General features: G+C 68.4%; 27 protein-coding genes and 1 riboswitch. Of the genes, 12 read left to right on the plus strand and 15 right to left on the minus strand.

Features of this window, described 5'->3' with window-relative positions; all coding sequences use genetic code 11:
* Positions 1-19: 19 nt before the first annotated feature.
* Positions 20-502, minus strand: a complete 483-nt coding sequence (locus GDR74_RS05900) for a peroxiredoxin (RefSeq protein WP_152585436.1) — start codon at positions 500-502, stop codon at positions 20-22.
* Positions 503-543: 41 nt separating this feature from the next.
* Positions 544-1248, minus strand: coding sequence for a protein-disulfide reductase DsbD domain-containing protein (locus tag GDR74_RS05905; RefSeq protein ID WP_194164632.1), 705 nt, complete (start codon positions 1246-1248; stop codon positions 544-546).
* Between the two features lie 228 nt (positions 1249-1476).
* Between GDR74_RS05905 and GDR74_RS05910 the strand changes: the two genes are divergently transcribed.
* The gene (locus GDR74_RS05910; protein WP_152585438.1) at positions 1477-2088 is read left to right on the plus strand and encodes a YqgE/AlgH family protein; all 612 of its coding nucleotides are present in this window, start codon (positions 1477-1479) and stop codon (positions 2086-2088) included.
* Positions 2089-2094: 6 nt separating this feature from the next.
* Here the strand turns inward: GDR74_RS05910 and GDR74_RS05915 are convergent, their stop codons facing one another.
* From GDR74_RS05915 to coxB, 11 genes are all read right to left on the minus strand, one after another.
* Positions 2095-4974: an EAL domain-containing protein gene (locus tag GDR74_RS05915; protein ID WP_152585439.1), complete on the minus strand. Its 2880-nt coding sequence runs from the start codon at positions 4972-4974 to the stop codon at positions 2095-2097.
* Positions 4975-5173: 199 nt separating this feature from the next.
* On the minus strand, positions 5174-6457 hold the full coding sequence (locus GDR74_RS05920) for a M16 family metallopeptidase (protein WP_152585440.1): 1284 nt from the start codon (positions 6455-6457) through the stop codon (positions 5174-5176).
* Positions 6454-7869 carry a threonine synthase gene (thrC, locus tag GDR74_RS05925; RefSeq protein ID WP_152585441.1) on the minus strand — a complete coding sequence of 472 codons (1416 nt, stop codon included), beginning with the start codon at positions 7867-7869 and terminating at the stop codon, positions 6454-6456. Before thrC ends, GDR74_RS05920 begins: the two co-directional genes overlap by 4 nt.
* Positions 7870-7997: 128 nt before the next feature.
* Positions 7998-8756 (minus strand): SURF1 family protein, encoded by a 759-nt coding sequence (locus GDR74_RS05930; protein WP_152585442.1) that lies wholly within the window; start codon positions 8754-8756, stop codon positions 7998-8000.
* Positions 8753-9127: a DUF983 domain-containing protein gene (locus GDR74_RS05935; RefSeq protein WP_425486955.1), complete on the minus strand. Its 375-nt coding sequence runs from the start codon at positions 9125-9127 to the stop codon at positions 8753-8755. The genes GDR74_RS05930 and GDR74_RS05935 overlap by 4 nt, the downstream gene beginning before the upstream one ends.
* A gap of 120 nt (positions 9128-9247) precedes the next feature.
* The gene (locus GDR74_RS05940; protein WP_152585444.1) at positions 9248-10108 is read right to left on the minus strand and encodes a cytochrome c oxidase subunit 3; all 861 of its coding nucleotides are present in this window, start codon (positions 10106-10108) and stop codon (positions 9248-9250) included.
* 66 nt (positions 10109-10174) lie between these two features.
* On the minus strand, positions 10175-10777 hold the full coding sequence (locus tag GDR74_RS05945) for a cytochrome c oxidase assembly protein (RefSeq protein ID WP_152585445.1): 603 nt from the start codon (positions 10775-10777) through the stop codon (positions 10175-10177).
* Between the two features lie 12 nt (positions 10778-10789).
* Positions 10790-10948, minus strand: coding sequence for a hypothetical protein (locus tag GDR74_RS18120; protein WP_194164633.1), 159 nt, complete (start codon positions 10946-10948; stop codon positions 10790-10792).
* Positions 10949-10952: 4 nt separating this feature from the next.
* Positions 10953-11909: a heme o synthase gene (locus GDR74_RS05950; RefSeq protein ID WP_152585446.1), complete on the minus strand. Its 957-nt coding sequence runs from the start codon at positions 11907-11909 to the stop codon at positions 10953-10955.
* Between the two features lie 125 nt (positions 11910-12034).
* Entirely contained in the window at positions 12035-13651 is a 1617-nt protein-coding gene (gene ctaD / locus GDR74_RS05955) for a cytochrome c oxidase subunit I (protein WP_152585447.1), read from the minus strand.
* 26 nt (positions 13652-13677) lie between these two features.
* Positions 13678-14538: a cytochrome c oxidase subunit II gene (gene coxB, locus GDR74_RS05960; RefSeq protein WP_152585448.1), complete on the minus strand. Its 861-nt coding sequence runs from the start codon at positions 14536-14538 to the stop codon at positions 13678-13680.
* A 300-nt stretch (positions 14539-14838) separates the two neighbouring features.
* Here coxB and GDR74_RS05965 point away from each other — a divergent pair, with 300 nt between their 5' ends.
* From GDR74_RS05965 to GDR74_RS05980, 5 genes are all read left to right on the plus strand, one after another.
* Positions 14839-15375 (plus strand): invasion associated locus B family protein, encoded by a 537-nt coding sequence (locus GDR74_RS05965; RefSeq protein WP_152585449.1) that lies wholly within the window; start codon positions 14839-14841, stop codon positions 15373-15375.
* 45 nt (positions 15376-15420) lie between these two features.
* The gene (locus tag GDR74_RS05970) at positions 15421-16008 is read left to right on the plus strand and encodes a hypothetical protein (protein ID WP_152585450.1); all 588 of its coding nucleotides are present in this window, start codon (positions 15421-15423) and stop codon (positions 16006-16008) included.
* A 114-nt stretch (positions 16009-16122) separates the two neighbouring features.
* Positions 16123-16287 (plus strand): hypothetical protein, encoded by a 165-nt coding sequence (locus GDR74_RS18125; RefSeq protein ID WP_194164634.1) that lies wholly within the window; start codon positions 16123-16125, stop codon positions 16285-16287.
* Positions 16288-16669: 382 nt separating this feature from the next.
* Positions 16670-17134 carry a cupin domain-containing protein gene (locus tag GDR74_RS05975; RefSeq protein WP_210251032.1) on the plus strand — a complete coding sequence of 155 codons (465 nt, stop codon included), beginning with the start codon at positions 16670-16672 and terminating at the stop codon, positions 17132-17134.
* A 145-nt stretch (positions 17135-17279) separates the two neighbouring features.
* Positions 17280-18077 (plus strand): class I SAM-dependent methyltransferase, encoded by a 798-nt coding sequence (locus tag GDR74_RS05980; RefSeq protein ID WP_152585451.1) that lies wholly within the window; start codon positions 17280-17282, stop codon positions 18075-18077.
* A 42-nt stretch (positions 18078-18119) separates the two neighbouring features.
* Here the strand turns inward: GDR74_RS05980 and GDR74_RS05985 are convergent, their stop codons facing one another.
* Positions 18120-18563 (minus strand): GyrI-like domain-containing protein, encoded by a 444-nt coding sequence (locus GDR74_RS05985; protein ID WP_210251033.1) that lies wholly within the window; start codon positions 18561-18563, stop codon positions 18120-18122.
* A gap of 312 nt (positions 18564-18875) precedes the next feature.
* Between GDR74_RS05985 and GDR74_RS05990 the strand changes: the two genes are divergently transcribed.
* Positions 18876-19160: a hypothetical protein gene (locus GDR74_RS05990; protein ID WP_152585453.1), complete on the plus strand. Its 285-nt coding sequence runs from the start codon at positions 18876-18878 to the stop codon at positions 19158-19160.
* 58 nt (positions 19161-19218) lie between these two features.
* Here GDR74_RS05990 and GDR74_RS05995 read toward each other — a convergent pair whose 3' ends face one another.
* Positions 19219-20526: a hemolysin family protein gene (locus GDR74_RS05995; RefSeq protein WP_194164635.1), complete on the minus strand. Its 1308-nt coding sequence runs from the start codon at positions 20524-20526 to the stop codon at positions 19219-19221.
* Between the two features lie 167 nt (positions 20527-20693).
* A riboswitch (glycine riboswitch) is annotated at positions 20694-20784 on the plus strand.
* Between the two features lie 157 nt (positions 20785-20941).
* Here GDR74_RS05995 and gcvT point away from each other — a divergent pair.
* Genes gcvT through gcvPB form a run of 5 tightly spaced genes read left to right on the plus strand, consistent with a single transcriptional unit; the run spans position 20942 to position 25904 of the window.
* Positions 20942-22084, plus strand: coding sequence for a glycine cleavage system aminomethyltransferase GcvT (gene gcvT, locus GDR74_RS06000; RefSeq protein WP_152585455.1), 1143 nt, complete (start codon positions 20942-20944; stop codon positions 22082-22084).
* 20 nt (positions 22085-22104) lie between these two features.
* The gene (gene gcvH / locus GDR74_RS06005; RefSeq protein ID WP_152585456.1) at positions 22105-22479 is read left to right on the plus strand and encodes a glycine cleavage system protein GcvH; all 375 of its coding nucleotides are present in this window, start codon (positions 22105-22107) and stop codon (positions 22477-22479) included.
* A 23-nt stretch (positions 22480-22502) separates the two neighbouring features.
* Positions 22503-22976 carry an OsmC family protein gene (locus tag GDR74_RS06010; RefSeq protein WP_152585457.1) on the plus strand — a complete coding sequence of 158 codons (474 nt, stop codon included), beginning with the start codon at positions 22503-22505 and terminating at the stop codon, positions 22974-22976.
* Between the two features lie 16 nt (positions 22977-22992).
* A complete protein-coding gene (gene gcvPA / locus GDR74_RS06015; protein WP_152585458.1) occupies positions 22993-24333 on the plus strand; it encodes an aminomethyl-transferring glycine dehydrogenase subunit GcvPA in 1341 nt (446 codons plus the stop codon).
* Complete coding sequence (gene gcvPB, locus GDR74_RS06020) at positions 24333-25904, plus strand: aminomethyl-transferring glycine dehydrogenase subunit GcvPB (RefSeq protein ID WP_194164636.1); 1572 nt, start codon at positions 24333-24335, stop codon at positions 25902-25904. Before gcvPA ends, gcvPB begins: the two co-directional genes overlap by 1 nt.
* Positions 25905-25975 lie beyond the last annotated feature (71 nt).

Genomic DNA, 25975 nt, shown 5'->3' on the forward strand with positions numbered 1-25975 from the left:
GCGGACAATCCCGCCGCGGTCAGAGGCTCTTCAGCAGGTTCTCGGCGCCCGAGACCTGCGCCTTGGAGGGCGTGTCCTCCACGTTGAGGACCTTCACCACGCCGTCGTCGACCAGCATCGAATAGCGCTGGGAGCGCAGGCCGAGGCCGAAGCCCGAGCCGTCCATGGCAAGGCCGAGCGCCTTGGCGAAGTCGCCGTTGCCGTCGGAGATGAACTCGATGTTCTCGGCGCCCGCCGCCTTCGCCCAGGCATCGAGCACGAACACGTCGTTGACCGCCGTGACGAGGACCGCGTCCACCCCCTTGGCCTTGATCTCGTCGAGCTTCTGCACGTAGCCGGGCAGGTGGTTGCGGTGGCAGGTGGGCGTGAAGGCGCCGGGGACGGCGACGAGCACGACCTTGCGGCCCTTGAAGAGGTCGTCCGTGGTCTTCGCGACGGGGCCGTCGGCCGTCATGACGCGGAACGTCACCTGCGGCAGGCGCTCTCCAACCTGAATGGTCATGGGCAGTTCTCCAGTGTGGACGGATGCATTCGCGCCCTTCACTACCTTGGTTGCCCGCTGCCGTCGAGCTTCACCTCCGTCTCCACCGCCCGTCCTCCCGCCACGAGGGTGAGGCGCACCGGAACGGGGCCGGAGACGTCCTTCGGCTTCTCCTCGACGACGACCGTGAAGGCGTTCTGCGGATCGGGCGCGGTGGTGGAGAGATACCAGTTGTCGGGTCCCTCGGCGAAAAGCGCGGGCGTCGCTCCCTCGGGAACGCGCACCTTGACCCGGAAGCTCGGCCTGTCGCCCTGGGCCGGCTCCAGGGACAGGACGGAGAGCTCTCCCGGGGCGCCGAGCGCCTGCGGCCGGGGAACCCCGGCCAGGACCTTCTCCAGGTCCGCATGCCGTGCGGCGTCCGGAGCGAGAGGGGTGGCGAGCTCCGCATGGGCGGGGATGCAGATGTCCTTGCAGACGCCGTAATCGATGGAGAGGCGCAGCGTCGCAGGCCTGGCCGGATCGGCGCGCCTGACGATGACGGGCAGGGTGACCGCGTCGTGATAGACATAGGTCACCCCGGTCGCGTCCTCCTGGCGGGCGGGCGGCGGCCACTTCACCTCGACGGATGCCACGTTGTCCGAGGCGGACCAGTCGAACCGGGGCGGCAGGCCGGAATCACCGGGCGTGCGCCAATAGGTCTTGAAGCCCGGGTCGAGGCCGATCTCGACGCCTCCGAGCCATGCCGCCCCCGCCGGTCCGCCCGACACGAGCCGCACCCGCGAGTGGAAGCCCTGTACCCAGGAAGGGGAGTGCGTCGTCTGGGCCTGCCCAAGGGCCGGGAAGAGCGCTAGAATGGCCAAAATGGCGAGAGGAGCGGAAGTTGATCGAAATGTCATGGAACTGACACCTCCCTGACGCGCTTCCCTTATGCGGTTTCTTCCGGGCGTCGCCATCCACGATACCGTGAACGGCCGCCCGCAACGCAGATGTGAGAGATGAGCCTTTTTTCGCCCCCGACCGATATGAGTTCCCGCTACCTGGACGGTCAGCTCCTCGTGGCCATGCCGGGAATGATGGATGAGCGCTTCGCGCGGTCGGTGATCTACGTCTGCGCCCATTCCGGGGACGGCGCCATGGGCATCGTTCTCAACCGGCCGGCCACGAACGTGAACCTGCCCGATCTCCTGGTCCAGCTCGACATCATTCCGGAGCTCGAGAGAATCCTCCTGCCCAAGAAGGTGGGCCGCATGCAGGTGCTCATGGGCGGCCCGGTGGAGACCAGCCGGGGCTTCGTCCTCCATTCCTCCGACTACCACCTCGCCCAGTCGACGCTCCTCATCGACGACAGCATCTGCCTGACCGCCACCGTCGACATCCTGCGCGCCATCGCCAAGGGCGAGGGGCCCGAGAACGCCATCCTGGCGCTCGGCTATGCGGGCTGGGAGGCCGGCCAGCTGGAGACGGAGATCCAGGCCAACGGCTGGCTGAACTGCCCGGCGGACGCGGAGCTGATCTTCAACGCTTCCGCGGAGCTGCGCTACGAGATGGCCCTGCGGCGGATCGGCGTCGATCCCGCGATGCTGTCCATCCAGGCCGGTCACGCCTGAGAACCGTCAGGCCGCCTCGGGCGCGGCGCCGACAAGCTGTCGCGCCTGGAGCATCGACATGGGCTCCCCGAAGACCGGCCCCTGGGCGTATTCGCAGCCGAGCTGATAGAGCTCGATCGCCTCCGATTCCGTCTCCGCCCCCTCGGCCACGATCGCCATGCCGAGTTCGTGCGCCATCTTGACGATCGAGCGCAGGATGACGGGCTTGCCTCCCGCCATCTGCCGCACGAAGGATTCGTCCACCTTGATCGTGTCGAACGGGAAGCGGAGCAGGTAGGAGAGGGCGGAATAGCCGGTCCCGAAGTCGTCGAGGGACAGGCCCGCGCCCAGGTCGCGCAGGCGCGCGAGCATCTGGGCGGAATATTCCGGGTTCTCCATCACGAGGCTCTCGGTCATCTCGATCTTGAGAGACCCGGGCAGGACGCCCGTGCGGGCGATCACCGCCTTCACGTCCTGCAGCAGGTCGTGCCGCAGCAGGTGATGGCTCGACATGTTGACGCTCGCGAAGATCGGCGGCTCCACCTCGAGCGCGTCCTGCCAGGCGGCGAGCTCCCGCGCGGTCTGTTCCAGGAGATGGAAGCTCAGGGAGACGATGAGGCCGGTCTCCTCGGCGAGCGACAGGAAGTCCTCCGGGCCGATGCGCCCGAGCCGCGGGTGGTCCCAGCGCAGCATGGATTCGAAGCCGGCGATGGTGCGGTCCTCCAGCCGGACGATCGGCTTGAAGAGCACCTTGATCTCGCTGCGCTCCAGCGCCCGGCGCAGGTCCGCCTCCATGGTGAAGCGGTCGCTGCGGTCGGAGCGCATGGTCGGGCGGAAGACCTCGATGCGGTCGCCGCCGTGGCGCTTGGCATGGGCCATGGCGATCTCGGCGTTGCGCAGAACCTCCTCGCGCCGCGCGGCGATCTGCGGATCGTGCAGGGCGAGGCCGATGGAGGCCGTGAGGAAGATCTCGCGCTCCGCATAGGTGACGGGCGTGGTCACGGCCCGCCGGACCATGTCCGCGAAAGCGATGATGCGGTCGGGCTCGCGCTCGGAGAGAAGGATGATGGCGAACTCGTCGCCGGAGATCCGCGCCAGCGTGTCCTGCGGCCTCAGCAGGCGCCCGAGGCGGCGGGAGAGGGTGAGGAGGATCGAGTCGCCAGCCGCATGGCCGACCGCATCGTTCGTGTTCTTGAACTTGTCGATGTCGAGCACCAGCACCGTGGGGCGTAAGGATTCGTCCTGCTGCGCGAAGGTGAGGGCGGCTTCGAGCCGGTCGTAGAAGAGCTGGCGGTTGGGCAGGCTCGTGAGGTTGTCGTGCACGGCGTCATGCAGCAGGCGCTCCTCCGCCGTCTTGGAATCCGTCACGTCCGAAAGCGTCCCGACGACCCGGATCACCTCGCCGTCGGTGCCGATCACGGGCCGGGCCCGGAGGCGGAACCAGTGGTGCCCGCCCGAGGCCGCGCGGAGGCGGAAATCCTGCGACAGGCGACCGCGGCGCTGCTCGATGACCGCATCGAGGGCGGCGCGGTAGCGGTCCTTGTCGAAGGGGTGGACGAGGTCGAGCCAGGCGGAGGCGGGCCCCTCCAGGGCGCCGCGCTTGAGGCCGAGCTGGTGCTCCACCTCCGGGCTCACGAAGATGTTGTCGGACACCACGTCCCAGTCGAAGACGATGTCGCCTGCGCCCGCGAGGGCGAGCGCCCGGCGTTCCGTGTCGTTGATGAAGCCCTGCGCGAAGGCGCCGCCCGCGAAGGCGTGCTGCATCACCGTGAAGCCGATGAGCATCACGATGAGCACGAGGCCGCCGATCAGCGCCGGGGGAACGAGGTCCGAGATCAGGTGGCCGGTCACGGTGAAGCTCGCCGCCGTCACCCAGGCGATGAGGAGCAGCCAGGTCGGCACGAGCATGACCGCCCGGTCGTAGCCGTGCGTGGCGAGATGGATCACGAGCACGAAGCCGATGCCCGCCACCGCCGCGATGGAGATGCGCGCCACGCCGGATGCGACGGGGGGATCGATGACGGCGAGGCCGATGAGGGCGCCCAGGAAGACCAGCCAGAACGCGGTCACGTGGCTGTAGCGCACGTGCCAGCGGTTCAGGTTGAGATAGGCGAAGAGGAAGACGAGGAGGGTCGCCGCGAGCACCGCCTCCGCACCCGCCCGGTAGATCTGCTCGGCCTTCTCGGTAATCGGGAAGATGCGCTGGAAGAAGCCGAAGTCGATGCAGGCATAGGCCAGCACCGCCCAGGCCAGGGCCGCGGCGGCGGGGAAGATCAGCGCGCCCTTCACCACGAACACGATGGTGAGGAAGAGGGCGAGCAGGCCGGCGATGCCGATGATGATGCCCTTGTAGAGGGTGAGCCCGTTGACGCGCTCCTTGTAGGCGTCGGCGTCCCAGAGGTGGAGCTGGGGCAGGCTGTTGGAACGCAATTCCGCCACGAAGGTGACGGTGGTGCCGGGGTCGAGGGTGACGAGGAAGATGTCCGCGTCGGCGCTGTCGTCCCGCTCGGGCCGGATGCCCTGGCTCGCGGTGATGGCGGCGATGCGCGATGACCCAAGGTCAGGCCAGATCACGCCGGACGAGGTCAGCCGGAAATGCGGCGCGACCAGGAGCCGGTCCACCTGCTCGTCGCTGTCGTTGGTGAGAGCGAAGACGATCCAGTCCGGCCGCGTGCCGGACTCGCGGGCCTTCACCGCGATGCGGCGGACGATGCCGTCCCGTCCCGGCGCCGTGGAGATGCGGATCTCGTCCCCGTCCGAGCGGTAGCGCTCCACCATGGGCGTGAGGTCGATCGCCGGGACCTTAGGGTCGACGCGGACGGATTCGACGGCTTGGCCGGATGCGGGCCATGCAAGGCACATGATGGCCGCCAGGACGACGGCTATGGCGAAAGAAACGATCCGCAACGCTTCGGTCTTCCGTCCGGTACGAGGTTGAACGGGATTGGTATCGGTCGGGGCGCGCGAGGGCAAGGCGAAGTCGGGAAAGCTCCCGACTTGTCCGCAGGACTCACGGCCCGGAGGAGTTAAGACGTGGCCTTGGGGCGACTTTGCGGCGGGATTGAGGAGAGGCGCTCCCGTCCGCAACCATATTCGCGTTCCCGGCTCATGGCCGCAGGGCCTGCGCGATGTCGGCGAGCGGAGGCAGGCCCTTCAGGGGACCGATGGCCGCCAGGGTCGGTGCGCCCTGGAGGAGGCACCGGCCCGCCTCGCGGACCTGTTCCACGGTCAGGGCGTCGACCTTCTGCACGATTTCCTCGCTCGGGATGATGCGGCCCCAGGACAGGAGCTGTCGGGCGATCCGCTCCAGGCGCCCGCCCGGCGTCTCCAGGGCCGTGAGGAGGGCCACCTTCATCTGGGCCTTGGCGCGGATCATCTCGGCTTCGCCGATGTCCTCGGTGGCCTTGCGCATGCAGGCCAGGGTCACCTCCATCAGCTCCGCCACGTCCTTGCCCGCCGTGCCGGCCCCGACGCCGAACAGGCCGCAATCGGAGAACGGCCAGTGGAACGCCTCGATGGAATAGGCGAGGCCCCTGGTCTCGCGCACCTCGTGCCAGAGCCGGGAGGTCAGGCCGCCGCCGAGAATGTGGGCGAAGAGATGCGTGGCGTAGTAGCCCTGGTCCTTGAAGGAGAGGCCCGGAAGGCCGAGGACGATGTTGGCCTGCTCCAGCCGGCGCGCGATCCGCCGCTCCCCTCCCCGGTAGATCCCGGGCTCGGGCTCGCGCAGGGGCACGGCCGGAATGGCGCCGAACGAGCGCTCCGCGAGTTCCACGATCTGCCCATGGTCCACGTCCCCGGCGGCGGCGACCACCATCTTCCCCGGCGCGTATTCCCGCGCGAGGAAGGCGCGGATCGTCTCGCCGTCGAAGCGGGCGATCGTGTCCGGCGTGCCGAGGATCGGGCGGCCGATGGCCTGGCCGGGGAAGGCCGTCTCCATGAAGGCGTCGTAGACGAGGTCGTCCGGCGTGTCCTCGACGGCGGCGTATTCCTGCAGGATCACGCCCTTCTCCCGGGCGAGCTCCACGGGATCGAAAAGGGAGGCGGTGAGGATGTCGCCCAGGACGTCGAGGGCGAGATCGGCGTTCTCGCCGAGCACGCGGGCCGTGTAGCTCGTGGATTCCACGCTGGTGGCCGCGTTGATGTCGCCGCCGACGTTCTCGATGTCCTCGGCGATCCGGCGGGCGGAGCGGCGCTCGGTGCCCTTGAACGCCATGTGCTCGATCAGATGCGACAGGCCGTGCTCGTGGGCTTGCTCGTGGCGGGACCCGGCGCCGATCCAGACGCCGAGCGTCGCGGTGGCGATCTCGGGCATCGGCTCGGTCGCCACGGTCAGGCCGTTGGCGAGGCGGGTGATGTCGATCCGCTTCTCGCGCACGAAATGGTGGTTCATGCCGCCGCACCCCGCACGGCGCGGGCGCGCTCGCGGATGAACCGCTCTACGCCGGCCCGGTCGTTCGGCAGCACCGTGAACCGCTCGGGCCGCTCCATGAGGTCGGCCATATGGGGCGGAAGGGCCGGACGGATGCCCGTCGCCCGCTCCACCGCATCGGGGAACTTGGCCGGATGGGCCGTGGAGAGGGCGATCACCGGGATGTCGGGGCGCTCCGCGAGCAGGGCGCGGCCGGCGCGGGTGCCGACGGCGGTGTGCGGATCGAGCACATAGCCCGTGGCCCGGCAGGTCGCGGCCATCTCGGCCGCCACGTCGGGCTCGCTCACCGCCTCGGCGGAGAATTCCCGGTGGATGCGGGCGAGCGGCGCCTCGTCGACCGTGAAGGCCTTCGACTGGGCGAGGTTCGCCATGAGGCGGCGGATCGCCGCCGCGTCCCGGTCGTAGGCCTCGAACAGGAGGCGCTCGAAATTCGAGGAGATCTGAATGTCCATGGACGGGGAGGCGGTGGGCTGCACGGTCCTGATCGCGTAGACGCCGCTGCGGAGCGTGCGGGCGAGGATGTCGTTGGCGTTGGTGCCGATCATCAGCCGCTCCACCGGCAGGCCCATGCGCTTGGCGACCCAGCCGGCGAGGACGTCGCCGAAATTGCCCGTCGGCACCGAGAAGGAGACCGGCCGGTGCGGCGAGCCGAGGGCGACCGCCGCGGTGAAGTAGTAGACGGCCTGGGCCGCCACCCGGGCCCAGTTGATCGAGTTGACGCCCGAGAGCTGGAGCTCGTCCCGGAACCGGGCGTGGTTGAACATGCCCTTCACCATGGCCTGGCAGTCGTCGAAGGTGCCCTCCACCGCCAGCGCATGGACGTTGGGGGAATCCACCGTCGTCATCTGCCGCCGCTGGACCTCCGAGACGCGTCCGTGCGGGTAGAGGATGAACACGTCGACCCGGTCGAGGCCCTTGAAGGCCTCGACGGCGGCGCTGCCCGTGTCGCCCGAGGTCGCGCCGACGATGGTGGCGCGGGCGCCCCGCTCCTTCAGCACATGGTCCATCAGGCGCCCGAGGAGCTGCATCGCCACGTCCTTGAAGGCGAGGGTCGGACCGTGGAACAGCTCCAGCACGAAGAGATTGTCGCCGATCTGGGTCAGCGGGCAGGTCGCCGCATGGCGAAACGTGGCGTAGGCGTCCTCGATCATGGCGCCGAGGGCCGCTCCGGGGATCTCTCCCCCGACGAAGGGAGCGAGCACCGCCTTCGCCGCCGCCGCGTAGGGGCGGCCCGCGAGGCCCTGGATCGCGTCCCGCGTCAGGCCAGGCCAGCTTTCCGGGACGTAGAGGCCGCCGTCGCGGGCCAGACCGGCAAGCAGGGCATCGGCGAATCCGAGCGCGGGGGCTTCGCCCCGGGTCGAGACGTGAAGCACGGGTCAATCTCCTGGAAGCTGCGCGGACATTAGGAGCGGCGGCCCGTCAGGACAAGCCGTAACCGTCCCTTGCGGCTTCAGGCCCGCGGCCTCGCCATGGCATGGGCATGGCCGGACCGGACCGTTCCTCACGCCTCGGCGGGATGGAGCCGCCGCCAGGCGAAGGCGGCGAAGACGCCGACCAGGGTGAGCGCGATCCCGTACCAGGTGACGGCGTATTGCAGGTGGTTGTTCGGCAGCTCGAGCCGCGTCTGCCCGCCCCTGGGCCAGCCGCCCGGATTGGGCGTGGCGTCGGCTTCCACGTAGAATGGCGCGACCCGCTCGAGCCCGTTCGCCCTCGCGATGGCCTGCGGGTCGCGCGTGAACCAGGCCCTGCGGGCCGGGTCGTCGGCCGGGGTGAACAGGTTGCGCTCCTCGGGCGCGCGGACGAGGCCGGTGACGGTCACCTCTCCCGAAGGCTGGCTTTGGGGCCGGGAGGCGGGCTCCTTCAGCTCCATGGGAACGAAGCCGCGGTTGACCATCACGATGGAGCCGTTGCCCAGGCGCAGGGGCGTCATCAGGTAGTAACCCTGCGCGGAGGAGCGCCCGGGCCCGCCCGGGGCCAGGCCGTAGACGGGGGTTTCGAACCGGTTCAGGAAGGTCCCCGTCACCCGTACGCGGCGGAACTCGTCGGCCTGCGCCTGCCAGCGGCCCCATTCCGGTTCCGGCAGGATCGCGCCGGGCTCCCCGTAGGCCCGGGCCTGGATCTGGGCGATCAGGTCCTCCTTCCAGCCCTTGCGCTGGAGCTGCCATGTGCCGAGGGCGACGAGGATCGCCAGGGCGACGAGCGTCGCGAGCCCCGGCGCGACGAGGGAGCGCCAGGAGGGGGGAGGAGCCGCCGGGGTCACTTCTCGAGACGTCCTTCGCCGGCCTTGTGGTGATACTGGAGCGCCACCATCAGCCCCTTGAGGGGCCTCACGAGGGCGGCGCTCATGAGGACGGACAGGCTGAACCACATGACGATGTGGAGCCAGATCGGCGGCTCGAAGGCGAACTCGGCCCACAGGGCGAGCGCGACGACCACGATCCCGACGATGGACATCACGAAGAAGGCCGGCCCGTCGCCCGTATCCGCGAAGGAAAAGTCGAGGCCGCAGACCTCGCAGGAGGGGCGCACGGTCAGGTAGCCCTTGAACAGATGCCCCTTGCCGCAGCGCGGGCAGCGGCCCGCAAGGCCGGCGATGGTGGGGTTCGGGGGAGGGATGTCCTGAGCCACGATGCGTCTCCGGGAGATGCTTCCGAAAGGGAAGGCACGGGCCTGTCACATAGGCGCGAAGGCGCCAAAAACGAAGGGCGGCTTGTCGCCGCCCCCGTTCGCTCGATCGGAAGCCCGACGGTGTCAGTGCCCGGCGACGTGGCCGCCGAAGCCCCACACGTAGATGGAGGCGAAGAGGAACAGCCACACCACGTCGACGAAGTGCCAGTACCAGGCCGCGAACTCGAAGCCGAGGTGCTGCTTGGGGGTGAAGTCGCCGCGATAGGCGCGCAGGAGGCAGACGGCCAGGAAGATCGTGCCGATGATCACGTGCGCGCCGTGGAAGCCCGTCGCCATGAAGAAGGTGGCGCCGTAGATGTTGCCTTTGAAGGCGAAGGCGGCGTGGCTGTACTCGTAGGCCTGGAGCGAGGTGAAGAGCAGCCCCAGGATCACGGTCAGCCAAAGGCCGGCCTTGAGGCCCTTGCGGTCGTTCTGCAGGAGCGCGTGGTGCGCCCAGGTCACGGTGGTGCCGGAGGTGAGCAGGATCAGCGTGTTCAGGAGCGGCAGGTGCCAGGGATCGAAGGTCTCGATCCCCTTGGGCGGCCACACGCCGCCGAGCGCCTCGGTGCGGGCGTACTGGATCGCCTCATTGGGATAGAGCGCCACGTCGAAATAGGCCCAGAACCAGGCGACGAAGAACATCACCTCGGAGGCGATGAACATGATCATGCCGTAGCGGTGATGGAGCTGAACGACCCGGGTGTGGGAATGGCCGTCGTTGGCCTCGCGGATCACATCCGACCACCAGCTGATCATGGTGTAGAGGACGCCGATGATGCCGGCCCCGAAGATGTAGGCGCCGATATGCATGCCGGCGACCGGGATGTCCTTCCACCAGGTGACGAAGCCGGACGCCATCACGAAGGCGCTGAACGCGCCCACGAGCGGCCACGGGCTCGGGTCGACAAGGTGGTAATCGTGATGTTTGGCGTGGGCCTCGGCCATTCGTATCGTCTCCGTGCCTCGAAGGTGTCTCGCTTTATGACGTTTCCGTCCAGCTTGTCACGTGTCTTATTGAACGATGGGTTTCTTGGAGGTGGCGGCCTCCGCCACCGGCTTGCCCCCCTTGGAGGGGAAATAGGTGTAGGACAGGGTGATGGCGGTGAGGTCCTTCACGTCGGAATCCTCGACGAGGCGGGGGTCGACGTAGAAGACCACGGCCGATTCCAGGCTCTCGCCGGGCTTGAGGGTCTGCTCGGTGAAGCAGAAGCATTCGAGCTTGGAGAAGTAGGAGCCGACCAGATCGGGCTGGACGTTGTAGGTCGCGATTCCCGTGGTCGTCTTGTCGCCCACGTTGGTGACCTTGTAGAGCACGGTCACGGTCTCGCCGAGCTTCACCTTGATCTCGGGCTGTTCCGGAGCGAAGCGCCAGTTCAGGCCCGGCGCCACGTTGGAGTCGAAGCGGACGGCGATCTCCCGGTCGATCACGGTCGAGTCGTTCGCCGTGCGCACGCTCGGCGTGCCGTCGTAGCCGGTCGCCTTGCAGAACAGGTCGTAGAGCGGCACCGAGGCATAGGCCAGGCCGATCATGCCGAACGCGGCGGCCACGCAGACGAGGACCGTGCGGCGGATGTTGCGCTGGACATCGTGCTGGACATGGGGGGCTTCGCTCATCGTCTCCTCCCCTCACAGAGGGCGCCGCAGGACACCCACGCCGAGCTTGGCGATGGTGACGGCGTAGAACAGCAGGACGAGGGCCGCGAGCGCCAGGCCGATGGCGACCGAGCGCTTGCGGCGGCGCTTCTGCTCTTCCGGGGTCAGGCGGCGGGGAGGGAGCTCTGCCATGGCCTCACCCCAGGACCGGACGGAAGAAGCCGAGCCCATGCTCCGCCAGCAGCGTCGCGAAGAGCAGGAACAGGTAGAGGATCGAGAAGGCGAAGAGCTGCTGCGCCACGCGCATGGCGGGCTCCCCCTGCCGCAGGCGGAAGACCTGGGCCGCGAGCGCGAGCATGCCGAGCCCGCCGAGCGTGGCGACGATCGCATAGACCAGGCCGCCGAAGCCGAAGGCGACGGGGGCCAGCCCGAGGGGCGCCAGGACCAGCGTGTAGGCGAGGATCTGCCGGCGGGTCGAATCCGGCCCGGCCACGTTCGGCATCATCGGAATGCCCGCGCGCTCGTAGTCTCCGGACTTGACGAGGGCGAGCGCCCAGAAATGCGGCGGGGTCCAGATGAAGATGAGGGCGAAGAGGACGACGCTCTCCCAGCCCACATGGCCGGAGACGGCCGCCTGGGCGACCACGGGCGGAAGGGCGCCCGCCGCACCGCCGATGACGATGTTCTGCGGGGTCGAGCGCTTCAGCCACATGGAATAGATGACGACATAGAAGAAGATCGTGAAGGCGAGCAGGCCCGCCGCGAGCACGTTGCTCACGAGGCCGAGCACGATCACGGAGCCCGCCGACAGGACGATGCCGAAAGCCAGGGCCTCGCCGGGCTGGATCTTCCCGGCCGGGATCGGGCGCTTGCGGGTCCGGGTCATGACCGCGTCGATATCGGCATCCCACCACATGTTGAGGCAGCCCGCGGCGCCGGCGCCGATGGCGATCATGAGGAGGGACGCGAAGGCCACGACGGGGTGCACGTCCGCGGGGGCGACGACCATGCCGACCAGAGCCGTGAACACGACGAGGAACATGACGCGCGGCTTCAGGAGCGCGAAGAAATCGGACACGTCGCCCTGCGAGATCCCTGCGGTGGCGAGGGCGTCGCTGCGGGCGTCGGTCAGGCTATTCGATGCAGTGCTCATGACGGTGAACTTCCAAATTCCCCGGGCTCCCGCCCAGGGTCTTCGACGTCAACTCCTCGCCGGAGGGCTTGGATCCAAGCCCTCGGGGGAGGAGCGGGCGGCTCGAGGCCGCCCGGTCCGGATGCTCAGTGGCCCGTATCCGCGATGCGCGGCAGTTCGTTGAACTGGTGGAAGGGCGGCGGGGAGGACAGGGTCCATTCCAGGGTCGTCGCGCCTTCCCCCCACGGGTTCCCGGCAGCCTTCTCCTTGCGCACGAGGGCGTAGATCACGCCGAACATGAAGAAGAGGAGGCCGGCCGCGAAGATGTAGGCGCCGATGGAGGACACCAGGTTCCAGCCCGCGAAGGCGTCCGGGTAGTCCGCATAGCGGCGCGGCATGCCCGAGAGGCCCAGGAAGTGCTGCGGGAAGAACAGCACGTTGGCGCCGATGAAGGCGATCCAGAAGTGCACCTTGCCGATCCACTCCGGCAGGATGTAGCCGGTGATCTTCGGGAACCAGTAGTAGACGCCCGCGAAGATGCCGAACACGGCGCCGAGCGACAGCACGTAGTGGAAGTGCGCCACCACGTAGTAGGTGTCGTGCATGTACCGGTCGACCGGGGCGTTCGCCAGGACGACGCCGGTGACGCCGCCCACGGTGAACACGAAGATGAAGCCGACGGCCCAGTACATGGGAGCCGTGAAGCGGAGCGAGCCGCCCCACATGGTGGCGATCCACGAGAAGATCTTCACGCCCGTCGGCACCGCGATCACCATGGTGGCGAACACGAAGTAGGCCTGGGTCTGGAGCGAGAGGCCGACCGTGAACATGTGGTGCGCCCACACCACGCTGCCGACCACGCCGATCGCCGCCATGGCGTAGGCCATGCCGAGATAGCCGAAGATCGGCTTGCGCGAGAAGGTGGAGACGATGTGGCTGATGATGCCGAAGGCCGGCAGGATCATGATGTACACTTCGGGGTGGCCGAAGAACCAGAACAGGTGCTGGTACAGGATCGGGTCGCCGCCGCCCGACGGGTCGAAGAAGGTCGTCCCGAAGTTGCGGTCCGTCAGCAGCATCGTGATGGCGCCGGCGAGAACCGGAAGCGTCATCAGGAGCAGGAAGGCGGTGACCAGCATGCCCCAGGCGAAGAGCGGCATCTTGTGCAGGGTCATGCCGGGGGCGCGCATGTTGAGGATGGTCGTGATGAAGTTGATCGCGCCCAGGATCGAGCCGGCGCCGGCGAGGTGGAGCGCCAGGATGCCGAAATCGAGCGCCGGACCGGGATGGCCGGCCGTCGCGAGGGGCGGATAGACCGTCCAGCCGCCGCCGAAGCCGTTGGAGCCCGGCGCCCCCTCCACGAAGAGGGAGCAGACCAGGAGGCCGAAGCCCGCGACCGTGAGCCAGTACGAGATGTTGTTCATGCGCGGGAAGGCCATGTCGGGCGCGCCGATCATCAGCGGCACGAACCAGTTGCCGAACCCGCCGATCAGGGTCGGCATCACCATGAAGAACACCATGATGAGGCCGTGGCCCGTCACGAAGACGTTGAAGGCCTGCGGATTGGAGAAATACTGCAGGCCCGGCTCCTGCAGTTCGAGCCGCATGCCGATGGACAGCGCGGCGCCGACCAGGCCGGCGGTGAAGCCGAACAGCAGGTAGAGGGTCCCGATGTCCTTGTGGTTCGTGGAGTAGAACCACCGGCGCCAGAAGGTCGGGTGATCGTGGTGATCCGCGTGAGCGGCATCAGCTGAATGTGCCATGATGAGACCTCTGTGGTCCTGCTAGGTTACTGTGCGTTCGCAAGCTTCAGGGTGCCGGAGCCGTCGACGGAAGCATACTTCTGCTTCGCCTCGGCGAGCCAGGCGGCATATTGCTGCTCGCTCACGACGCGGATTTCGATCGGCATGTAGGGGTGGCCGTTGCCGCAGAGCTCGGAGCACTGGCCGTAATAGACGCCTTCCTTCTCGGCCCTGAACCAGGTCTCGTTCAGACGGCCGGGAACGGCGTCGATCTTCACGCCGAAGGAGGGCATGGCGAAGGAGTGGAGCACGTCGGCGGCCGTCACCTGGACCTTCACCACCTTGTTGACCGGGACCACCATGGCGTTGTCCACGCCGAGCAGGCGGGGCTGGTCGGGCTTCAGGTCCTTCGCGTCGGTGATCATGTTCGAGTCGAACTTGAACCCGCCGCCCTGGTCGGCCGGATACTCGTAGCCCCAGTACCAGGCGTAGCCGGTGACCTTCACGACCATGTCGGCCTGAGGCACGACGAGCTGCTGGCGCAGGAGGCGGAAGGACGGGATCGCGATCGCCACGAGGATCAGAACGGGGACGATCGTCCAGACGACCTCGAGCATGGTGTTGTGCGTCGTCCGGGACGGAACCGGGTTCGCCCGCTCGTTGAAGCGGACCACGACGATGATGAGCAGCGCCAGCACGAAGAGGCAGATCGCGGCGATGAGCCAGACGAGATAGGTATGGAAGGTGGACAGGTCGCGTCCCACCTCCGTCACCATGCCCTGCATGGTCATTTCCCAAGGGGAAGGGGCGCCGGTGCCTGCGGCTGCCTCACTTATGCCCAACACAAGTGCGACCGCCGCCGTGGAAAGGGCAGTCACCGATCGAAGTCTTGAGGTCTCGATCCGCATCGGTGTTCCAAAGCTCCTAAGATGTGATGGCCGGCAAGGCCACGAGTAGCATCGGGGAGGGCGCGGGCGTGCAAAATGCGGTGCCCGGCCTGCGCCATCACCTTCGATCTGCGTCTATGACCACAGGATGGGCAGGAGCGCAACGGTGCAAGCGTCGCAATTTGTGCGTCATAACCGCCAAAGGCCTCATTCCGTGACGCAATATCGCCTCGCGGGCTGCCTCTCGCTTGACATTCCGGCCCCTGGCATGGTCCGAACGGGCCTTGACGGATTGGCGCGGCCCGGCCGCCGCCTTGCAGGATGGAATCGAGGACGGAGGTGCCTGTGAGCGTGTCTCGTTGGGTTGGCCGCGCGGCGGCCGTTGCGCTTGGGCTTTGCGGGCTGGCATGGGCCGGCGGCGCCCAGGCCCAGGGCATGGTCAAGAACACGTACGGCGACTGGCAGATGCGCTGCGAGACCCCCGCCGGGGCCACGAGCGAGCAATGCGCCCTCGTGCAGAACGTGGCGGCGGAGGACCGCCCCAACGTAACCCTCGTGATTATCGTGTTGAAAACCGCCGACGGGAAGAGCCGCCTGCTTCGCGTGGTGGCGCCGCTGGGTATCCTGCTGCCCTCCGGCCTCGGGCTCAAGATCGACCAGACCGACATCGGCCGCGCCGGCTTCGTGCGCTGCCTGTCCACGGGCTGCGTCGCCGAGGTGGTCATGGAGGACAGCCTCGTGAACCAGATGAAGAGCGGCCAGACCGCGACCTTCATCGTCTTCCAGACCCCCGAGGAGGGGATCGGGATTCCGGTGTCCCTGAACGGGTTCGCCGCCGGATTCGACGCGCTGCCGTAAGAGCGGCCGATAAGAGAAACAAGACGGAGCAGTGGGGGTGGAATCATGAGCGGATGGAAGGCGAAGGCGGGCACTGCCCTGGCCGCGCTGGGCCTTGCGGCCCTGGGCGGCTGCGGCGCGCCGGGGGACGGGGGCACGAGCCTGGGCAACATGGTCCTGTTCGCGGGACCGTCGGTTCCGCCGCCCCAGAAGAAGGTGGTCGAGGACGTCTACTGCCCGCCCGTGGACATCATGGAGGGCGGCTCCGCCATCCAGGCCTTCGCGGGCGGCCGGGTCGGCGAGCAGAGCGGCCTGCGCAGCCAGATCGCCATCAGCAACCTGGCGCGCGAGTGCCTGGGCCAGCCGGACGGATCGACCGTGGTGAAGGTGGGCGTCGAGGGGCGCGCCCTTCTCGGGGCCGGGGGAACCGCCGGCCGCTACGACGTCCCGGTCCAGATCGTCGTGAAGCGGGGCTCCACGGTGATCGCCAACCGGTCCCGCCGCGTGAGCGTGGCGATCCCCGCCGGGGACACCCAGGGTACCTTCGCCATCGTCGAGGAGGGCATCGTCGTCCCCGCGGCCGACGCGACGGCCTTCGAGATCGAGGTGGGCCTCGGCGGCAGCGGCGCTCCGGCCCGGCGCAAGCGGGGCTGAGGCACACCGGCACACCCGGAATTTCCCTTCGGGCGGAGCCTGGGGCGCAGGAACCCCGCTCCCGACGGGGCGTTGCCCCGATGTCCCAAGAGGGTCCCAGGAAGGGAGGTCGCCATGTGCTACTATCGCCAATCCTCCGTCTCTGACGCCAAGGCCGAAGCGGACCGCCGCAAGGAACTCGAAGCGAAGCGCACCCAGGCCGTCGACAAGCTTCGCAGCGACGCCGCCAAGGCCGCCGAAAAGACGGCGCCCGCCAGGGAGACCGCTCCGGCCAAGTGATTGTTCCGGCTGCTTCTCGAGGATAGACGGTGCCCCGCTCCGGCGGGGCATTGCCGTTTCAGGCGTTCCTGAGCGCCGCGTTCTCCTTCCTTTTCCTTGACACCGGCTGCCGCCGGGCGGAGCCTTCACGGGCGTCGGCGCTCATCGCCGGGCGGGAGGTCCGCCATGCAACCACCTCCGAACGCGTCCCTCCGTCGTGCCGCGCCTGTCCGCAGGAAGGCGCTGCGCGGCCAATTCTCCTTCAGCACCAAGCCGGGAGCGACCTGAACGGGCCTTCGAGCGGGCCAGGTTCGGATCCTGCCGGGCCATGGCGGATTCCGCTTGCCCGAACCGGGACCGCCCCACCTCGGAAACCGTCTCACCTCGGAAAGGGAGGGACACCATGCGTCCCATCTTGATTGCGTCCGCGCTGTTCATGACGGCAGGCGGCCTTCTGGCCCAGACGAGCCATACCGGACAGCCCCTGCGACCGGACCAGCTGAACTGGATGCCGGCCCCGCCCGTGCTCCCCAAGGGCGCGCAGATGGCGGTCCTGTCCGGCGATCCGACGAAGGCCGGCCCGTTCACCGTCCGGCTGAAGATGCCGGCCGGCTACAGGATTCCCGCTCACAGCCATCCCACCGACGAGCGCGTCACCGTCATTTCCGGCACGTTCCGCTGCGGAATGGGCGACAGGCTCGACGAGGCCAAGGCCCAAACCCTCGGGGACGGCGGCTTCGTCAACCTGCCCGCGAAGATGAACCATTATGCGTTCGCCGATCAGGAGGCCGTCGTGCAGATCGACTCGGAAGGCCCGTTCGCCATCACCTATGTCGACGCGGCCGACGACCCGAGCCGGTCGCAATAGGCGTCCGCGGCCGCGCCGGCCCTGACCGGCACATGCCGCCTCCATGGGAGTTCCATGAGAGGTGCCGCGGTTCGGTCGGGCGGAATTTCTGCTACAAGGCCTCCGCCGGAGGATAGTCCTCGCTCCGGGCCGATGGGAGGCGGGCATGACGGACGATCATCTCGACGAGGCGGCGGTCGCGCGGGCGTGGGACGAGAACGCCGGGCACTGGGCGCGGGACGTCCGGGCCGGATTCGACCTGTACCGGGAGCTTTACACGTTTCCGGCTTTCCTGGAGTTCATGCCGCCCATCGCCGGCAAGCAGGTGATCGATCTCGGCTGCGGGGAGGGTACCAATACCCGCCGCTTCGCCCGGCTCGGCGCTCGCATGACCGGAATCGACCTCTCCGGGGCGATGATCGCCCACGCCCGTGCTCGGGAGGACGAGGATCCGCTCGGAATCCGCTACGAGCGCGGCTCCTTCACCGATCTTCAGACCTTCGGCGAGGCCTGCTTCGACGTGGCGCTCTCGACCATGGCCCTCATGGACGGGCCCGATTTCCCCGCGGCCATGCGCGCGGCCTGGCGCGTCCTGAAGCCGGGAGGCATTTTGTGCTTCAGCGTTCTGCATCCCTGCTTCGTCACTCCCGCGATCAAGTGGCTGGTCGAGGAGGACGAATCCTACGGCGGCCTGCGCGTCGGCCGGTATTTCGACCGGGATCCGTTCGTCGAGCGCTGGCGCTTCAGCAACCGGCCGAATCCCGACGAGGTGCCTCCGTTCAGCGTGCCCCGCTTTCCGCGAACGCTGTCCGACTACGTGAATGCCCTCGCCGATGCAGGATTCCAGATCGTCAGAATGGCCGAGCCGCGCCCGGAGGAAGCCGTCTCCGCGAAGCATCCCTGGCTTCGGCGGTGGAGGGATCACGCCCCGCTGGTCCTGTTCGTTTCGGCGACCAAGCCCTGACCGGCACATGCTCCATGTGAAGCGAGGGCGCCGGGGAGCACGTCACCGGAGCCCGAACTGGATCTCGATGCGGTTGCCCGCCGAATCGGGTCCCTGCCAGCGGTGGTAGATCTCGCGGCTCTCTCCCGAGAGGGCGTGTCCGGCATCCTCGATGGCGCGAAGCAGCGGCCCGTAGCCGTCGGAGAACAGGGTCGGAAGCGGGCCTTCGTGGCGGCCGGACGCGCAGACCATCGGCTCCAGCGTCTTCACCGCGTACGCCCCGTCATAGGGGGCGGCGACCGAGACGGGGAGACAGAAGGCGATCCTGAATGCCGTCCGGGAATCCTTCGGGAGGCCGTGGGACACGAAGATCCACGGGCCGTCGACGGTCAGGCCGTGGCGCTCGGCGTCCCGGGCCATGGCGGGGCACAGCTCCGCGCTCGCCGACGCGACCTCCGGGAGCGTGAGCATCCGCTCGGCGCTCAGGACGGTGATCGGATTCGTCATTTTGATTTCCAAGGCAGGCTCCCGTGCGGATTCGCGCCGACGGTTGCGGATATAGTCCTATCGGCGGCCGAAGGCTACGGACGTCCCTGTCGAATCTTCCCTTGGGTTACTTTTCTTCCATGAGATGGCTTTCGCACGGGCCGCGGTTTCCCGCCTCCGCCGGTCCGCTCCGGCGCATGGGCGCGAGCGGCCGTTCCGGACCGGGCCGTTCCTTCCGTTCGAGAAGGTTCTACGGCCAAGCATCCCTGCTTTCGACACAGAGCGGCAAAAGCATGTTCCTTCCCGAGGACCGGGAAATGACAAGGAGACATCATGCTTCCGCAACTGCAATATTTCCACTTCGGCGACAACGGGCTGTACTACGGCAATTACGGCGGGCTCGACTATTCCGCGGGCGTCGAGGACGGGACGGCCCAGGTGCCGGCGGACCCGCCGCCGGTCGATGCCTACGACCAGCTGTTCTACGAGCACGATCTCGCCCTTCAGCAGGCATCGAGCCCCGCCGAACGCCTGGAAGCCCACATCGAGGTGGTGGAGGGCGTCTATGGCCTCTTCTCCCAGGCGAACGGAGCATCGGCGGCGGACTGGCACATCTGAAATTTTCCGAAACCGTCAGCCGACAGGCGCGTCCCGCTTCCGGGACTTCGTCGGCGCGTCAGGGCGGCGGCGCGATGGCGCCGGCGCGCTGGCCGAGCGGATGGGCGAGGATCTTGTCGATCCGGCGGCCGTCCAGGTCCACCACCTCGAAGCGCCAGCCGAAGGCGTCCACGTGCTCTCCGGTGGTCGGCAGGTGCTGGATCTCGCTGATCACCAGGCCGCCGACCGTATGGTAGCTCCGGTTCTCGGGCAGGGGGATCGCGAGGATCTCGGCCATCTCGTCCACGGGCATGGAGCCCGAGAGAAGCCAGGAGCCGTCGTCCCGGCGGACCGCGTCGGGCTCGGGCGTCTCCACGTCGGAGCGGAACACGCCGACGATCGCCTCCAGGGCGTCGGCGGGAGTCACCACGCCTTCGAAATGGCCGTACTCGTCGTGGACGAGGGCCATGGGCACGGCGGAATCGCGCAGCACCGTCAGGGCGTCGAGGGCATCCAGGGTATCCGGGATCACGGGGGCCGGCTTCACGTGCCTGCGCACGTCGAGCTCCTCGCCGGCGAGGATGGCCGCGAGCAGCTCCCGCGATTCGACCACGCCGATCATGTTGTCCGAGTTCCCCTCGCTCACCGGCAGGCGCGAATGCGGCGTGGTCATGAGGAGCTCGCGGATCTCCTCCGGCTCGTCCTCCAGGTCGATCCAGTCCACGTCGGTGCGGGGGGTCATGATGGCGCGGGCGAGCCTGTCCCCGAGGCGAAGCACGCCGCCGATCATCCGGCGCTCCTCCTCCTCGATCACGCCGGCGCTCTCCGCCTCGCCCACGAGCATCTTGATCTCCTCCTCGGTCACCGTCGTCTCCCCGTCCGTGCTGGAGCCGAAGAGGCGGAAGATCAGGCGGGTCGAGGCGTTGAGAAGCCAGACGGCGGGCGCCGCGATCCTGGAGACCAGCATCATCATCGGCGCCACGAAGCAGGCGATGCTCTCCGGGTGCCGCAGGGCGAGCTGCTTGGGCACGAGTTCGCCGACGACGATGGAGAAATAGGTGATGAGGCCGATCACGATGCCGTAGCCCAGGGGCTCGGCCGCGCCGGGCGGCACGCCGTTGGCGGCGAGGATCTCGGCGAGGCGGCTGCCGAGGGCCGCGCCGGAGAAGGCGCCGGCGAGGATGCCCACCAGGGTGATGCCGATCTGCACCGTGGACAGGAAGCGCCCCGAATCCTCCATGAGCGCCAGGGCGGTCGCGGCGCCGGCGCGGCCCTGCTCCGCGAAGGCCTTGAGACGGGCCCGGCGGGCGGAGACGATGGCCAGTTCGGAGAGCGCGAAAACGCCGTTGAGGACGATGAGGACGAAAGCGATGACCAGTTCGAGCAACGACGTCAGGAGCTGCCGACCGGTTGGGCCGCGTTCTCCCCTTCTGTGAAAGCTGGATCCTAACATGGGGCGTCGGGGGTGGACCGTCAATCGAGGCGGGAGGATCCTTGTGCGGCCGCCTGCTTTATTGACAGGATCCGATTTCCTCTTCAGAGGTGGACCAGCCGTTGATCCCCGCGGGAGAGACCGGACGGAACGTCCGGCGCCGAAGGCGCAACCGCCCCGGAAACGCTCAGGCCAAAGGACCGCGCGGGAGCTGGCACTCTGGAAAGCGGCGACGTCGCGAGACGTCGCCCACCGACGGGCGTAACCCGGCGCGCAGGCGCCCGGGGAAATCTCTCAGGTCTCGGGACAGAGGGGGCGCTGAACGGGCCGGCAAGGCCCGGTGAAACGCGCGCCTTTTGAGGGAAGTCCCATGGCCGAGCCTGCCCGCGCCGACGAGCCGCTCCTGAAAACCCCGCTCCATGCCGAGCATGTCGCCCTCGGGGCCCGCATGGTGCCCTTCGCCGGGTACGACATGCCGGTCCAGTATCCCACGGGCATCCTGACCGAGCACAACTGGACCCGCGAGCACGCGGGCCTCTTCGACGTCTCCCACATGGGCCAGGCGGCCCTTGCCGGCCCCGACCACGAGACGACCGCCCGGGCCCTCGAGGCGCTCGTGCCGGCGGACATCCTCAACCTCAAGCCGGGCCAGCAGCGCTACTCCCAGCTCCTCTCCGAGGAGGGCGGCATCCTGGACGACCTGATGGTCACCCGTCCCGCCGGCGAGGAGGAGAAGGGGTATCTCTATCTCGTCGTGAACGCCTCCATGAAGGAGGCCGACTATGCCCACATGAGCGCCCGGCTGCCGCAGGGCGTCTCCCTGGTGCGCGGCGACGACCGGGCGCTCCTCGCCCTCCAGGGCCCCTCCGCCGAGGGCGTGCTCCAGCGCCTGGGAAGCGCGGCCGCTTCCCTGAGCTTCATGATGTCCGGCTGGTTCGACGTCGCGGGCCTGCGCTGCCACGTCTCCCGTTCCGGCTACACGGGGGAGGACGGGTTCGAGATTTCCGTGAAGGCGGAGGATGCGGCCGCGCTCTGGCGCAGGCTCCTGGCGGATCCGGAGGTGAAGCCCATCGGCCTCGGCGCCCGCGATTCGCTGCGCCTCGAAGCGGGCCTGTGCCTTTACGGCCACGACATCGACGCCACGACCTCGCCCGTCGAGGCGGGCCTGCTCTGGTCCATCCAGAAGCGCCGCCGGGAGGAGGGGGGCTTCCCCGGCGCCGCCCGCATCCAGCGCGAGATCCGGGACGGGGCGGCGCGCGTCCGGGTCGGGCTGAAGCCCGAGGGCCGGACTCCCGCGCGGGAGGGCACCCTCATCACCACGCCCGACGGGCGCGAGGTCGGGATCGTGACCTCCGGCGGCTTCGGCCCCACCGTCAACGGCCCGGTCGCCATGGGCTACGTCTCGCGGGACGTCTCGGCCGTCGGAACCGACCTTCACCTCATGGTGCGCGGCAAGCCGGTTCCGGCCAAGGTCGCCGCCATGCCGTTCGCACCGCACCGCTACAAGCGCTGACAATCCAAGGGGGATCATCGATGACCACGCGCTACACCAAGGACCACGAATACATCCGCGTCGAAGGCGATGCCGGCATCGTCGGCATTTCCGACTATGCCCAGCAGCAGCTCGGCGACGTGGTGTTCGTCGAGCTGCCGAGCGTCGGCAAGTCCCTGTCGAAGGGCGACGAGGCCGCCGTCGTCGAGAGCGTGAAGGCGGCGAGCGAGGTCTACGCCCCCGTCTCCGGCGAGGTGCTCGAGGTCAATTCCAGCCTCGAGGAGAACCCCGGCACGGTCAACGAGGACCCCGCCGGCCGCGGCTGGTTCATGAAGATCCGCATCGCGAACCCGGGCGAGCTCGACGGCCTGATGACCGAGGAGCAGTACCAGGAATTCGTGAAGTCGATCTCCTGAGGACGGACGGAAAGGGCCGGGCCGTGACGCACGCATACACCGCAAAGGTCTCCTGGAGCCGGGACGGGGCCGTCTTCACGGACAGCCGCTACAGCCGCGGCCACCGGTGGAGCTTCGACGGCGGCATCACGGTCCAGGCCTCGTCCGCGCCCTCCTCGGTGCCGCTGCCGTATTCCCTGGAGAACGCGGTGGACCCCGAGGAGGCGCTCGTGGCGGCGGTTTCGAGCTGCCACATGCTCACCTTCCTTTCGCTCGCCGCCAAGAAGCGCTTCGTCGTCGATTCCTACGAGGACGAGGCGCACGGCGTCATGACGAAGAACGGGAAGGGCAAGCTCTACGTCTCGAAGGTGACGCTGGATCCCAGGATCGTCTTCTCGGGCGAGAAGCGGCCCAGGCCCGAGCAGATCGCCGAGCTCCACCACCTCGCCCACCGGGAGTGCTTCATCGCCAACTCCATCCTCGCCGAGGTGGTGGTGGCGGGCATTCCGTCGCACTAACGCATAGGACCATCTGATGCGCTATCTCCCCCTCTCCGATGCCGACCGCCGCGAGATGCTCGCGCGCATCGGCGTCCAGTCGATCGACGATCTCTTCGCCGACATTCCCAAGGACAAGCTCCTCAAGGACCTCGTGGATCTTCCGCGCCGCAAGGGCGAACTGGAGGTCGAGCGCATCCTCTCCCGCATGGCGTCGAGGAACGTGCCGGCCTCGTCCGTCCCCTTCTTCGTCGGGGCGGGCGCCTACAAGCACCATGTGCCGGCGACCGTCGACCACCTGATCCAGCGCTCCGAGTTCCTCACGAGCTACACGCCGTATCAGCCCGAGATCGCGCAGGGCACGCTGCAGTACCTGTTCGAGTTCCAGACCCAGGTCGCGGCGCTCACCGGCATGGAGGTGGCGAATGCCTCCATGTACGACGGCTCCACCGGCACCGGCGAGGCGGTGCTGATGGCGCACCGCGTCACCAAGCGCCGCAAGGCCGTTCTCTCCGGCGGCCTGCATCCGCACTACGCCGACGTGGTGAAGACCCTCTCGCACATGGCGAGCGACGAGGTCGTGGCGCTCGCGCCCGACGTTTCGGGAACCGAGGACATCCTCTCCCGGATCGACGACAGCGTCTCCTGCGTCGTCGTGCAGTCGCCGGACGTGTTCGGCAACCTGCGCGACCTGAAGCCCATCGCCGAGAAGGCCCGCCGGCACGGCGCGCTCCTCATCGCCGTGTTCACGGAGGCCGTGTCGCTCGGCCTTCTTGAATCGCCCGGCAGCCAGGGCGCCGACATCGTGGTGGGCGAGGGCCAGTCCATCGGCAACGCGCTGAACTTCGGCGGGCCGTACGTGGGCCTCTTCGCGGCGAAGTCGAAGTACATCCGCCAGATGCCGGGCCGCCTCTGCGGCGAGACGGTGGACGCGGACGGCAAGCGCGGCTTCGTGCTGACGCTGTCCACCCGCGAGCAGCACATCCGCCGCGACAAGGCGACGTCGAACATCTGCACCAATTCGGGCCTGTGCACGCTCGCCTTCACGATCCACATGACGCTGCTCGGCGAAGCCGGGCTGACGCGGCTCGCGCGCATCAACCACGCCAACGCGGTGAAGCTCGCCGACATGCTCGCCGGCGTGAAGGGCGTCGAGGTCCTGAACCGGACCTTCTTCAACGAGTTCACCGTGCGGCTTTCGAAGCCCGCGGCGGAGGTCGTGGAGCGCTTGGCGGAGAAGGGCGTGCTCGGCGGCGTGCCGGTCTCGCGGCTGATGCCGGGCGCCGGCCTCGACGACCTGCTGCTCGTCGCCTCCACCGAAGTGAACACCGATGACGATCGCGCGGCCCTCGCTGCCGCCTTGAAGGAGGTTCTGTGATGTTGAACCGCCAGGGACGACCCTCTTCCGCCGGCGAGGCCGGCACCAACGAGCATCCGACCTTCACGGGCAACAAGGCGCTCGCGCAGATCGAGCCGCTGATCTTCGAGATCGGCCGCGCGGACACGACGGGCGTCGACCTCGACGAGCCGGAGGCCTTCACGCCGCGCCTCGGCGGCCTGGAGCGCAAGGACGCCATCGGCCTTCCCGGCCTCTCCGAGCCGGAGACGATGCGCCACTACGTGCGCCTGTCCCAGATGAACTACGGCATCGACACGGGCCTCTTCCCGCTCGGCTCCTGCACGATGAAGCACAATCCGCGGCTCAACGAGCGCATGGCGCGCCTGCCGGGCTTCGCGGACGTGCACCCGCTCCAGCCGGTCTCGACGGTGAAGGGCGCGCTCGAGCTCATGAACGAGCTCGCCCGCTACCTCGTGACGCTCACCAACATGACGACGGTCGCCCTCTCTCCCAAGGCCGGGGCCCATGGGGAGCTCTGCGGCATGATGGCGATCAAGGCCGCCATCGAGGCGCGCGGCGAGGGCAAGACCCGCAACGTCGTGCTGGTGCCGGATTCCGCGCATGGCACCAACCCCGCCACCGCGGCGCTGATCGGCTTCGTCGTGAAGCCGGTGCCGGCCCGCGACGACGGCTGGGTGCATGTGGAGGACGTGAAGAAGCTGCTCGGGCCGGACGTGGCCGCGATCATGCTCACGAACCCGAACACCTGCGGACTCTTCGAGAACCAGGTGGCGGAGATCGCCAAGGCGATCCACGACGCCGGCGCCTACTTCTATTGCGACGGCGCGAACTTCAACGCCATCGTCGGCAAGGCGCGTCCGGGCGATCTCGGCGTCGACGCCATGCACATCAACCTGCACAAGACCTTCTCGACGCCCCACGGCGGCGGCGGTCCGGGCTCCGGCCCGGTGGTGCTCTCCGCGCGGCTCGCGCCCTATGCGCCGGTGCCGTTCGTCACCCTCAAGGACGGCGAGCTCACCCTCGTGGAGCACGAGGCCGACGCGGCGGAGAAGCCCTTCGGGCGCATGACCGCCTTCCACGGCCAGATGGGCATGTACGTGCGCGCCCTGTCCTACATGCTCTCGCACGGCGCGGACGGCATGCGCCAGGCCTCCGAGGACGCGGTGCTCAACGCCAACTACGTCCGCGCCTCCCTGTCGGACCTGTTCTCGCAGCCCTTCGGCGACAAGCCCTGCATGCACGAGGTGCTGTTCGACGACACCTGGCTGAAGGACACGGGCGTCACCACCCTCGACTTCGCCAAGGCGATGATCGACGAGGGCTATCACCCCATGACCATGTACTTCCCGCTGGTGGTGCACGGGGCGATGCTGATCGAGCCGACGGAGTCCGAATCGAAGGCGTCCCTGGACCTCTTCATCGCGACCCTGCGCGACCTCGCCATGGCCGCGAAGACGGGCAACGACAAGGCCCGCTTCACCGGCGCGCCCTTCCACGCCCCCCGGCGCCGCCTGGACGAAACCCGCGCCGCGCGCAACCCGGTGCTCAAGTGGACGCCGCCCGCACCCGTCGCCGAGGCGGCGGAGTAGGCGGACAACGCACGACGGACACCTTGAAGCGGCCGGGGAAACCCGGCCGTTTTGCGTGAGGCTTCGCACCG

Source organism: Microvirga thermotolerans (assembly GCF_009363855.1).
Taxonomy (GTDB): domain Bacteria; phylum Pseudomonadota; class Alphaproteobacteria; order Rhizobiales; family Beijerinckiaceae; genus Microvirga; species Microvirga thermotolerans.